The following is an 11,176-nucleotide window of genomic DNA, read 5'->3' on the forward strand; positions in this document are numbered from 1 at the left end:
GGGGGGGGCGGGGGCGCGGGCCTGCAGCCGGCCCTCCTCGGCGGCCAGGGCCTCCTCGGCGCCGGTGCGCTCCTCCACCGCGCCGGCCAGGGCGTCCTGCGCCTCGTCGAGCGCGGCGCGGAGCATCTCCTCCTGCTCGCGGATCTCGGCGGCCTCGCGCTCCATGTCCTCGGGGTCGCGGCCGCGCCGCTCCTCCTCGCGGGCTTCGGAGGCGTTGCGGTGCCGCTCGGCGGCGAGGTCGGCGACGCCGCGCAGCCGCTCCTTGAGCGCCGACAGCCGGAACCAGGTGTCCTGCGCCTGCGCGAGCTCGGGCGCCTGCTCGGCCTCCTCGGCCTCCAGCACGCCCTCGCGCTCCTGCGCCTCGTTCAGCGCGCGCTCGGTCTCGGTGCGGCGCTCGCGGATGGCGGCCTCGTCGGCGGCCTCCTGCTCCAGCCTGGTGCGCAGGGTGACCATGTCGTCGGCGAGCAGCCGCAGCCGGGCGTCGCGCAGGTCGGCCTGGATGACGGCGGCGCGGCGGGCGATCTCGGCCTGCTTGCCGAGCGGCTTCAGCTGGCGGCGCAGCTCGGTGGTGAGGTCCTGGACGCGGGCGAGGTTGGCCTGCATCGCGTCCAGCTTGCGCAGCGCCTTCTCCTTGCGCTTGCGGTGCTTGAGGACGCCGGCCGCCTCCTCGATGACCGCGCGGCGGCCCTCGGGGCCGGAGTGCAGGACGCGGTCGAGCTGCCCCTGGCCGATGATGACGTGCATCTCGCGGCCGATGCCGGAGTCCGACAGCAGCTCCTGGATGTCCAGCAGCCGGCACGAGTCGCCGTTGATCGCGTACTCGCTGGACCCGGACCGGAACATCAGCCGGCTGATCGTGACCTCGGTGTAGTCGATCGGCAGCGCGCCGTCGGCGTTGTCGATCGTCAGCACGACCTCGGCGCGGCCGAGCGGCGCCCGGCTGGCGGTGCCGGCGAAGATGACGTCCTCCATCTTGCCGCCGCGCAGCGACTTGGCGCCCTGCTCGCCCATCACCCAGGCCAGCGCGTCCACGACGTTGGACTTGCCCGACCCGTTGGGGCCGACGACCGCGGTGATGCCCGGCTCGAACTTCAGCGTCGTCGAGGACGCGAAGGACTTGAAGCCGCGCAGCGTCAGGGTCTTCAGGTACACGCGCCCGTCGTCCTCCTCCTGCGCCGCCGGCTCCGGGAATCCGAACGAACGATACCGGCCGCGGGCGGTGCGGGCACGGCACCCGCACGGACGGGAGGCGGATTCGGGGCAGGACCCGGGACGCCGGACACATGCCCGTAAATGCGGCGAACGCCGCAGAGCACTCGAAGTCGGTCAGACCAAAAGGGGACGAAGGTTTGACCGGAGGCCGACCGTTCCGCGGCCCGCCGCACCATCGATCACCTGGCCGGACGGGTCACCGGAACGGACGGCCGGCGACGGGCAAAACAGAAGGGACGCCTGGTGACCGGCGTCCCCTGTGTCCACTTCGAGAATAAAGGCGCCGATCAGGTCAGCGCCGGTTCACGGTCCTTCACCGCAAGCGACATCACGTCGTCGTCCGTCGCCGTCGCAAGCGCGTCGTTCTCCGCCTGGAGCCGTACGAGTTCGGCCTCCAGGTCACGTACGCGCTGCTGCAGGCGCCGCATCTCCGCGACCATCCGGGGGTCGGGACCGCCGACGTGGCCGAGTAGAGCCTTCGCCATGACTAAGGGTCCTCCACGCTGAGTAACCAGCAGGGATCGCGCACGAGAAACATCTGAAGTCGGTGCGCGTACCGTCTAGAGTCGCACCGGCCGGTGTCCTGGTCAAGACGCACATCACAGGCCGGTAACAACCTTCCTCTACTAGTTTAGCAGGTAAAAACCGGAACTCCGTACCCGGTCACCGTTCCAGGAAACCGGCGGCCTCGCCGCGCGGCTCGCTCCACCGCCGCGCCACGCCCGTGACCTTGCCCGGACGGCCCGGCACGCCGCCGGGCGCATCGCCCTCCAGAAGGTCCAGAAGCAGCTCGCAGCGCTCGCGCGGGCCCTCCGCCACGACCTCGACGCGCCCGTCGCCCAGGTTCGCGGCGCTGCCCGCCAGGCCCAGCTCCAGCGCCCGCGAGCGCACCCACCAGCGGAAACCGACCCCCTGCACGTGCCCCCGCACCCACGCGGTCAGCCGCACGGTCTCCTGCCCCCGGTCGTCCATGGCGCCCCCTCGATCGCGAACCCGGGAAGCCTAGTACCGCGCGCGGCGCGGTTTCGGCTGGCACACCGGACAGCTGTAGGACGAACGGTTCATGAACTCGTCGCGCCGGATCGGCGTCCCGCAGCGGCGGCAGGGCTCGTCGCGGCGGCCGTAGGCCTCCAGCGACCGCTCGAAGTAGCCGCTCTCCCCGTCGACGTCGACGTAGAGGCTGTCGAACGAGGTGCCGCCGACGGCCAGGGCGGCCCCCATGACCTCCCTGGCGGCCTCCAGGACGCGGACGGCCTCCGCACGCGTCATGGTCTCGGTCGGCCGCGCCCAGTGCAGCCTCGCCCGCCACAGCGCCTCGTCGGCGTAGATGTTGCCGACCCCGCTGATCAGCGACTGGTCGAGCAGCGCCCGTTTGATCCCGGTCTTGCGGCGGCGCAGCGCGCCGTAGAACGCGTCCGCGTCGAAGGCGTCCTCCAGCGGGTCCGCGGCGATGTGCACGATCGGCTCGGGGACGAGCGCGCCGGCGGCGAACGCGTCCGGGACCAGGTCGGCGACCATCAGGTGGCCGAACGTCCGCTGGTCGACGAAGCGCAGGTCGTGGCCGTCGTCGTCGAAGACCATCCGGACCCGCAGGTGCTTCTCGCGCTCGCGGTCGGGCTTGCCGACGAGCAGCTGCCCGCTCATCCCGAGGTGGGCGAGCAGCGCCTCCCCCGGCTCGTCCTCCGCGTCGGCGCGCAGCGGCAGCCACATGTACTTGCCGCGGCGGCGCGGGCTCAGCACGGTGCGCCCGGCGAGCCGCCCGGCGAAGTCGGCCGGGCCCGCCTCGTGCCGGCGGACCGACCGCGGGTGCAGCACCTCCGCCGCGGCGATCGTCCGGCCGGTCGTCCAGCGGTCCAGTCCCCGCCGGACGACCTCGACCTCGGGAAGCTCAGGCACCGGCGAGCCCGGCCGAGCGCGACCCGTTGGCGCCCGCCGTGCGGGCCTTCGGCTGCTCGCCCGGCTCCGCCGCGGCCGGCTCGTCCCGGCCGGGCCGCTCGGGCGGGGCCTGGCCGGCCGCCTGCTCCTCGGCCTCCCGCGCGACGACGATCTCGCGGATCGCGTTCCAGGCGGCCTCGGCGGCGTGCTGCTCGGCCTCCTTCTTGCTGCGGCCCTCACCGTCGCCGTAGGTCGTGCCGCCGACCCGCACCGAGGCGCGGAACGTCTTCTGGTGGTCGGGGCCGCTCTCGACGACGTGGTACTCGGGGACGCCCAGCTCCTCGACCGCGGTCAGCTCCTGCAGCGATGTCTTCCAGTCCAGGCCGGCGCCGAGCCCGGCCGACCGGGTGATGAGCGCGTCGAACAGCCGGTGCACGAGCGCCGACGCCTCGTCCAGGCCCTTGTCCAGGTAGACGGCGCCGATCAGCGCCTCCAGCGTGTCGGCGAGGATCGAGGCCTTGTCGCGGCCGCCGGTGCCCTCCTCGCCCCGGCCGAGCCGGATGTGCGCGCCGACGCCGAGCGCGCGGGCGACGCCGGCCAGCGCCCGCATGTTCACCACGGCGGCGCGCAGCTTGGCCAGCTGGCCCTCGGGCAGGTCGGGGTGTCCCCGGAACAGCGTGTCGGTGACGACCAGGCCGAGCACCGAGTCGCCGAGGAACTCCAGCCGCTCGTTGGTGGGCAGGCCGCCGTTCTCGTAGGCGTACGAACGGTGCGTCAGCGCGCGTTCCAGCAGGTCGGGGGTGACCTCCACGCCGAGGGCACGGGACAGCTCCGCGCGGTCGGGGGCGGGGTCGGACGACTTCTTGCTCACAGGCCCTCCTCGCAGGCCGGGCTCCGCGCAGAGCGCGGTCGCCGCAGGGGCGCGGCGGCCGAGAAGGCCGCGACGGCGAGCAAGCACGACGCGTCCGGGTCGCCCCGGAAGGACGCCGTCCGCGAAGACGAGGTGCGCGCCGGTCGGTCATCCCGGCGTGCACCACGGCTCCGGGCGCAGGGTCCGCGCCGCTCACCACGCCGACGTCACGCGCCGGGTGGTCGGGGTTGCCGCGCACCCGCGAGGGGCGGGCGCCGGCGCCGCGCGTGTGGCGCGCCGCCGGCGGATCCGCCCCCCGAGGATGCGAAAAGGCTCAGGCCGACGGGGCGATGACCTGCCGCCGGTCGTAGGTGCCGCACGTCGCGCACGCGGTGTGGGGCAGCTTCTTGTCACGGCACGTCGGGCACTCGACGAGGGTCGGCGCGGTGGCCTTCCACTGCGAGCGCCGGTGCCGCGTGTTGCTGCGCGACTTCTTCCGCTTCGGGACGGCCACGTCAGCCCTCCTGCTTTCCTTGTTGGTCGACTGATCCACGGGGACCGGAGTCCCCGCGTCCCCCCTCGGGAGGCTCCGGCGAGGGCTCGCCGGCGAGGTCCTGCAGCGCCGCCCAACGCGGGTCGGCGACGTCGTGGTGGTGGTCCGGGTCGTCCGCCAGCCGTGCGCCGCACTCCGCGCACAGCCCGGGACAGTCGTCCCGGCACAGCGGCGAGAGCGGCAGCGCGAGCAGCACCGCGTCCCGGAGCACCGGCTCGAGGTCGATCAGGTCGTCCTCGAGGCGGAGTTCGTCGTCCTCGGCGTTCCCGCCGGAGCGGGTGTCAGGATAGACGAAGAGCTCCTGGAAGTCCGCCTCGAAGGACGAGGCGATCGGGTCGAGGCAGCGGCCGCACTCCCCCTCCAGGGGGACCGTCGCCGTGCCGGTGACGAGCACCCCCTCCAGCACCGCCTCGAGCCGCAGGTCCAGCTCGATCGCGGCGCCCTCGGGGACGCCCACCATCTCGACGCCGAAGTCCTCCGGGGCCGGCACGGACAGGCGCATCTCCCGCGACGACCCGGGTTGCCTGCTGAGAGCTCGGGTGTCGAGCACGAGCGGGGCGTTGGGATCGAGGCGAGTCAGCGGAATCCTGCTTTCGTGAGGCATGGCGAACTGCGGCCGTCGGTGATGGCCGATGTCCCAGGGTACCGAAGACCGGGCGATGCCCCCAACTCGCGGTCCCCGCGACCTGCGGCGGGCCTCGGAGACCGCTGCGGCGGGCCTCGGAGACCGCTGCCGGGGCCGCTCGCTAGGTCTGCTGCTGGAGGCGCTCCACCAGGCGGTCGTGCACGCTGTCGGGGACGAGGCCGGAGATGTCGCCGCCGAACTTCACGACCTCCTTCATCAGGCTGGAGGACAGGAAGGCGTACTCGGGGTTGGTCGCCATGAACAGGGTCTCCACGCCCGCGATGCGGTGGTTCATCTGCGCCATCTGCAGCTCGTACTCGTAGTCGCTGACGGCCCGCAGCCCGCGGACGATCACCGGGATGTCCTGCTCCTTGCAGTAGTCCACGGTCAGCCCGTAGAACTTGTCCACCTTGACGTTGCCGTACTGCTTGACCACGGCCGTGATCATGTCGGCGCGCTCGTCGACGGTGAAGAGACTCTTCTTGTTCTTGTTGATCAGCACGGCCACCACCACCTCGTCATAGAGGCGGGAGGCGCGGCTGATGATGTCGAGGTGCCCGTTGGTAACGGGGTCGAACGATCCCGGACAGACGACACGGCGCACGGCGCGAACCCCTTCGGTCCCGGTTTCTGACCTGCGGCGCGAACGTACCAAATCCGGTTCGGCCCGCTTTCACCCGGGCTCGCCGCGGCCGTCCGCGCTCGCGGCGCCCCGGCGCCCGCGGGACGCCCCCCGGTCGCCCGCGGGGCGGGGTCAGCCGCCCAGCGCGTCGATGATCTTCGCGGCGATCGGCCCGGACTCGATGCCGTAGCCGTCCTTCTCGGTCATCACCGCGACCGCGTACTTGGCGTCCGGGCGGGGCCCGAAGCCGATGAACCACCGGTCGTTGTAGGAGGCGTTCGCCACGTCGGCGGTACCGGTCTTGCCGCCGAGCACCGAGGTGCCCTGCAGCGTCTTGCCGGTGCCCTTCTTGACGACGGCCTCCATCAGGTCCCGCATCTGGCCCGCCTGGTCGGACGTCAGCGGCCGGGCCAGCACGTCCTGGTGCGCCTGGTCGACCACCGTGCCGCTGGAGGCGCGCAGCTTGTCCACCAGGTACGGCTTCATGATCTTGCCGTCGTTCAGCACGCCCGCGGCGACCAGCGCCATCTGCAGCGGCGTGGCGACGGTGCTGCCCTGCCCGATCGAGCCGAGCGCGCTGAGCACCGGCTGGTCGGTCGCCGGGAACGAGCTGGGCGCGGCGGACATCCCGTCCTCGATCTTGATCCGGTCGCCGAAGCCGAACTTCTGCGCCTGCGCGCGGACAGCCGCGTTGCCCGGGCTCTGCCCGCCCATGTAGGCGAACGTGGTGTTGCAGGACTGGGCGTAGGCGTCGATCAGCGGGATCGGGTTCTGGTCGCACTCGCCGCCGATGTCGCCGGCGTCGTTGTTGATCGGCTGCCCGCCGCCCGGCGCCTGGTAGCTGCGTCCGGCGCGGACCTGCGAGTCCTCGCTCTTGCCCGCGTTCAGGGCGGTGGAGGCGACGATCGTCTTGAACGTGGAGCCGGGCGGGTAGACCTCGCCGGTCGCCTTGTCCAGCAGCGGCTTGAGCGGCTCGGAGTTCAGCTCCTTGAAGGCGGCCTGCGCCTTGTCCCCGCTCAGCACCGAGACGTCGTTGGCGTCGTAGGACGGCGTGGAGGCCATCACCAGGATCGCGCCGGTCTCGGCGTCGATCGCGACGGCCGCGGCGCGGCGCGCGCCGGTGGCCTGCAGCGCCTCGTAGGCGGCGCGCTGCGCCTTCACGTTGATCGTCGTCTCGACGGTGCCGCCGGGGATCTTCTTGCCGATGAGCTTGTCGACCAGGTTCGTCGTGGCGAGCCGCGCGTCGCTGCCGTCCAGGAAGTGGTTCTCGGCGCCTTCCAGCCCGGTCTGGGTGAAGGGCGAGAAGTACCCCGTGACCGGGGAGAAGATCTTGCTGTCGGCATAGTGCCGCTGGTAGGTCCTGTCGTCCGAGGTGAGCTCCGACCAGGCCAGCCGCTGCCCGTCCGCGACGATCGTGCCGCGCTCGACCTTGTTGCGGTCCAGCAGGCGGCGCGCGTTGAGGCTGCTGTCCCGCAGGTCCTGCGCCTGGAACCCCTGCACGTAGGTCACGTTCGCGAGCAGGGCGACCGTCATCACGAGCGCGACGACCCATGTGGCGCCCAAGGCGCGGTCGATCCCGGGTCTCATGCCCGACACCTACCCGCGCGTCGCCGCACGACCCGCGGCGCCCCCGTACTCTCAGGGGATCTCCGGCGGACGTCCAGCGGACGTTCAGGCCCCGACCGCCCTCCCGTACCAGAACACGGCCTCCCCGTACCGTCGATCTCGCTCCCCCTCGAATCCGTCCGGCCAGACCAGATCACGGCCGCGTATCGAACGCTCGACGACGACCAGCGCGTCCGGGGCCGCCCAGCCGTGGTCGCGCAGGTCCTCCAGCAGGCCGGTGACGGCGGCGTCCGGCAGCGCGTACGGCGGATCGGCGAAGATCAGGTCGTACGGCTCGTCGGGCGCGGTGCGCGCGAGCCGCTCCGCCTTCTCGCCGAGCGGGACGGCTCCCGGCAGCCCGAGCGCGGCGGCGTTCTGCCGGATCACCTTCAGCGCCCGCGGATGCGACTCGACGAGCAGGGCGTGCGCCGCGCCCCGCGACAGCGCCTCCAGCCCGACCGCGCCCGACCCGGCGTACAGGTCGGCGACGCGCAGCCCGTCCAGCGGCCCGAGCAGCGCCTGCACGGTGGAGAACAGCCCTTCCCGCGCCCGGTCGCTCGTCGGCCTGGTGTCCCTTCCCGAAGGGACGGCCAGCCGCCGTCCCCCCGCGCTCCCCGCGATGACCCTGGTCATCGGTCCAGTCTCGCAGGACCGGATGACCGGCCGTGCCGGGCTCTCCCGGCCCCGGGCGGCTCCGACCGCGCGTTCTGACTCAGCCGACTCGCGCCGGTCGTTGAAGAAGGTGCACAAACGACCACTGGGACCGTTGTGAACGTCTCCCCAAATACGGGGATCGCGGTTCACTTCGACTACCTGACGTGTCAACGTGCTCGCAGGTTGTGCAACCCATCCCCTCAGGAGCACCCGTGCACCACGGTAGGAGAATCGCGGTGACGGCCGGGGCGACGGTGCTCGGCATCGCCGCCATGAGCGGCGTGTCGAACGCCGACGCCTCCCGGCCCCCCGCCGAACACTCCCCCCTCCGGCTCGCGTCCGCCAAGGTTCCGGCGCACGCCCACACGCGCCCGGCCCATCCCGTCAAGCTTCGTCATCCCGCGAAGGTCACCGCGAAGAAGGCCAGGAAGCACGCCAAGCCGGCCGCGTCCGTCAAAAGGGCGAAGCCGGCGGCGCCCGCTTTGGACGTCCACCTGTCCGCCACGCTCGCCTACGACCAGCGCACGAACACCGTCGGCGCCGGTGTCGACCTGGGCGCGGGCGTCAGGACACCCGGCGGCGACGCCGGCCTCCGGGTCCGGACCGGTGCGAGCGTGGGGTTGAACGACGCCACCCTCATGGCCGGTGCGCGCGTGGACGGCCACGTCACGACGGCGGCCGGAAGCGCGAACCTGAAGGTGGCGACCGGCGGCACACTGTCGGCCGGCCGGCAGCTGGTCCAGGGCCGCACCGAACTCGCCGTCGGGCTCGCCCCGGCGAGCGGCACGCCCGTGTCGGCGCACCTGAACCTCGGCACGTGCATCGGCGGCGGCTGCGCGCAGGCGCCCACACCGCCCAGTCCCCCGACCCCGCCGCCTACTCCTCCGACCCCGCCGCCGACGTCACCGCTGCCTCCCTCGCCGCCTACTCCTCCGCCGCCCACGAGCCCAACTCCGCCGAGCCCCGCCCCGGCGCCGCCCGCTCTGCCGCCGTCGGCGCCGCTGCTGCCCGACCTGCCGTCCGCCCACGGCGGGCTGGGCTCCGGGGCCACGGCCTCGGCGTTCGTCCCGCGGAAGGGCCTGCCGTTCACCGGCACGGACGCGCTGCCCATCGCCGCGCTCGGCCTGGCCGCGATCACGGCCGGCGGCGTGGCGATCGCCGCGACCCGCAGGCGGGCCGCCGCACGCGAGTCCTGACGCGCCGCACGGTCCGGGGGCGCGCCGTTCCGGGCGCCTCCGGACCGTTCGCGCGTCAGAGCCGTTCGGAGGACGTCACCTTCCACGTACCGCCGGAGCGTTGCAGCAGCAGGCGGCGGAACGAGATCGGGTCCTTGTCGGTGCACGCGCCCTTGCAGTCGCCGACGGCGACGAGCGCGGCCAGCGTTCCGGGCCGGTCTCCGGAGCGCAGGCCCACCTCCACCGGCGTCCCGGACACGACGGACGGATCCCCGTAGGCGGCGCCGAGAGCGCCGCGCGCCTGCGCACCCGGCCACGCGGACCCCGACGTGTCGGCGCGCTGCGACCCCGCCTTGAGCGTGTAGAGCGTGTCGAGAAGCCACCGGTCGCCCTGCTTGACCATGGTCGCGCGCATGGGATCCGACAGCTGCCGCGGCGAGGCGTTCTCGGCGCGCACCGTCCGCTTGACGAACGACAGCACGGTGACCTTGTCCGAGGTCGCGCCGACGACCGCCGAGTCGACGACGTCCGTGGCCACCGACCCCTTCTTGTCCTGGAGCTCCTTGCGGTAGCCGCTGGCAGCGAGCTGCCGGTCGTAGTCGGCGCCGTAGCGGGGCGTCGACACCTGGTGCGCCGCCGCCACGTTCCGGTCGAGCGCGGAGTGGTCGAAGCTGAGCACCGACGCGACCGCCTGCGCGGCCGGGGCGACCGCCGTCGTCGCCGCCGCGGGCGGGGCCGCCTGGTCGGTGGACGCCTTGGCGGGCGCGTCCGGAGAACCGTGCGCCACCAGCGCCCAGGCCGTCCCGCCGGCGGCGAGGCCGGCCAGCGGCGCGGCGACCAGCGCGACGCGGCGGCCCGCACGACTCTGCGCGCGGGGAACGGTCTCCGGCGTCGCCGGCCCCGTCCCCGCCGTCGCGGACCGGTCCGGCGCGGGCGGGGAACGCCGGTCGCCGGCCAGCTGCGCGCCGGTGCTCAGCGCGGCGCCGTTCTCCGGCGCGGACGAGGGGTCGCGGCCGATCAGGCCGAGCAGCACCTGCTGGGCCTCGGGGCGCCGCGCCGGGTCCTTGGCCAGGCAGGCGGCGACGGCGCCGCGCAGCGTCCCCGGCAGCGGCGAGAGGTCCGGGTCCTGGTGCAGGATCCGGTTGAACACCGCGGAGATCGAGTCGTTGCCGAACGGATGCCGCCCGGTCGCCGCGAACAGCATCGTCGCGGCCCAGGTGAACATGTCGACGCCGGTGCCCAGCTCGGCATCGGTCACCTGCTCGGGCGCCATGTACGACGGCGTCCCGACGACGCCGCTGCCCTTGGCGGCCGAGGCGCCGACGACGCGCGCGATGCCGAAGTCGATGACGCGTGGGCCGTCCGGCCCCATCAGCACGTTCGACGGCTTGAAATCGCGGTGCAGGATCCCCGCCCGGTGGATCGCCGCGAGCGCGGTGACCGTGCCGATGGCCAGCCGGTCCAGGTCGGTGCCCACGCGAGGGCCGCGCTCGTTGACCAGCCCGGTCAGCGACGGGCCCGGCACGTACTCGCTGACGACGTACGGCATCTCGCCCGACACGTCGGCGTCGACGACCTGCGCGGTGCAGAACCCGGCGACCCGCTCGATCAGCTTCAGCTCGCGCTGGAACCGGGCCCGCCACTCGGAACTGCGGCTCAGCTGGGCGTGCAGCAGCTTGACCGCCCCGTGCATCCCGTCGTCGCGGCGGCCCAGGTAGACGACGCTCTGCCCGCCCTCACCGAGCCGCCCGAGCAGCTCGTAGCGCCCCAGCCGCACCGGGTCGCTCGGCCGCAGTGGGGCAACGGGCGTCATCGGCACTCCTCCGTCGCGTGGACCCGCCACGGGAACACCTACCCGCCCGGGCACCGTCCGGCCCTTACCTTCCGGTATCACGTTAGACGTCGGTGATCGTCCGTGAGTTCTCGGTGTTGGCCCAGGGGGCGACCCCCTGGAACCCCCGTTGCGGCCGACAGGCCGTTTCGCCTCTCCGCTGGCGCTCCGTGG

Annotated in this window: 12 protein-coding genes; 1 reads left to right on the top strand and 11 read right to left on the bottom strand. The window is 73.3% G+C overall.

What is annotated here, in order from left to right:
• The 10 genes from ABD296_RS39285 to rsmD form a co-directional block, all read right to left on the bottom strand.
• Window positions 1-1,152 (bottom strand): chromosome segregation SMC family protein (locus ABD296_RS39285; protein ID WP_344279836.1); only part of this gene is annotated, 1,152 nt, incomplete at its 3' end.
• A gap of 347 nt (window positions 1,153-1,499) precedes the next feature.
• On the bottom strand, window positions 1,500-1,697 hold the full coding sequence (locus ABD296_RS39290) for a hypothetical protein (RefSeq protein WP_021598747.1): 198 nt from the start codon (window positions 1,695-1,697) through the stop codon (window positions 1,500-1,502).
• Between the two features lie 178 nt (window positions 1,698-1,875).
• Entirely contained in the window at window positions 1,876-2,184 is a 309-nt protein-coding gene (locus ABD296_RS39295) for an acylphosphatase (protein WP_344279841.1), read from the bottom strand.
• Window positions 2,185-2,214: 30 nt separating this feature from the next.
• Complete coding sequence (gene mutM / locus ABD296_RS39300; protein WP_344279843.1) at window positions 2,215-3,108, bottom strand: bifunctional DNA-formamidopyrimidine glycosylase/DNA-(apurinic or apyrimidinic site) lyase; 894 nt, start codon at window positions 3,106-3,108, stop codon at window positions 2,215-2,217.
• Window positions 3,101-3,958, bottom strand: a complete 858-nt coding sequence (rnc, locus tag ABD296_RS39305) for a ribonuclease III (protein WP_344279846.1) — start codon at window positions 3,956-3,958, stop codon at window positions 3,101-3,103. Before rnc ends, mutM begins: the two co-directional genes overlap by 8 nt.
• Window positions 3,959-4,271: 313 nt before the next feature.
• Complete coding sequence (gene rpmF / locus ABD296_RS39310) at window positions 4,272-4,451, bottom strand: 50S ribosomal protein L32 (protein WP_151545395.1); 180 nt, start codon at window positions 4,449-4,451, stop codon at window positions 4,272-4,274.
• Between the two features lies 1 nt (window position 4,452).
• Window positions 4,453-5,094, bottom strand: a complete 642-nt coding sequence (locus tag ABD296_RS39315; protein WP_344279852.1) for a YceD family protein — start codon at window positions 5,092-5,094, stop codon at window positions 4,453-4,455.
• A gap of 142 nt (window positions 5,095-5,236) precedes the next feature.
• A complete protein-coding gene (gene coaD, locus ABD296_RS39320) occupies window positions 5,237-5,719 on the bottom strand; it encodes a pantetheine-phosphate adenylyltransferase (protein ID WP_344279855.1) in 483 nt (160 codons plus the stop codon).
• Window positions 5,720-5,869: 150 nt separating this feature from the next.
• Entirely contained in the window at window positions 5,870-7,324 is a 1,455-nt protein-coding gene (locus ABD296_RS39325; protein WP_344279858.1) for a penicillin-binding transpeptidase domain-containing protein, read from the bottom strand.
• 84 nt (window positions 7,325-7,408) lie between these two features.
• Complete coding sequence (gene rsmD / locus ABD296_RS39330; RefSeq protein WP_344279861.1) at window positions 7,409-7,975, bottom strand: 16S rRNA (guanine(966)-N(2))-methyltransferase RsmD; 567 nt, start codon at window positions 7,973-7,975, stop codon at window positions 7,409-7,411.
• 257 nt (window positions 7,976-8,232) lie between these two features.
• On the opposite strand from rsmD, the gene ABD296_RS39335 reads away from it, so the two are divergent.
• Window positions 8,233-9,192, top strand: a complete 960-nt coding sequence (locus ABD296_RS39335) for a hypothetical protein (RefSeq protein WP_344279864.1) — start codon at window positions 8,233-8,235, stop codon at window positions 9,190-9,192.
• A gap of 55 nt (window positions 9,193-9,247) precedes the next feature.
• Here ABD296_RS39335 and ABD296_RS39340 read toward each other — a convergent pair whose 3' ends face one another.
• Window positions 9,248-10,984, bottom strand: a complete 1,737-nt coding sequence (locus tag ABD296_RS39340) for a serine/threonine protein kinase (protein WP_344279867.1) — start codon at window positions 10,982-10,984, stop codon at window positions 9,248-9,250.
• Window positions 10,985-11,176: the final 192 nt, after the last annotated feature.

Origin of the sequence: Actinomadura napierensis (assembly GCF_039529375.1) — a bacterium.
GTDB classification, from domain to species: Bacteria; Actinomycetota; Actinomycetes; order Streptosporangiales; family Streptosporangiaceae; genus Spirillospora; species Spirillospora napierensis.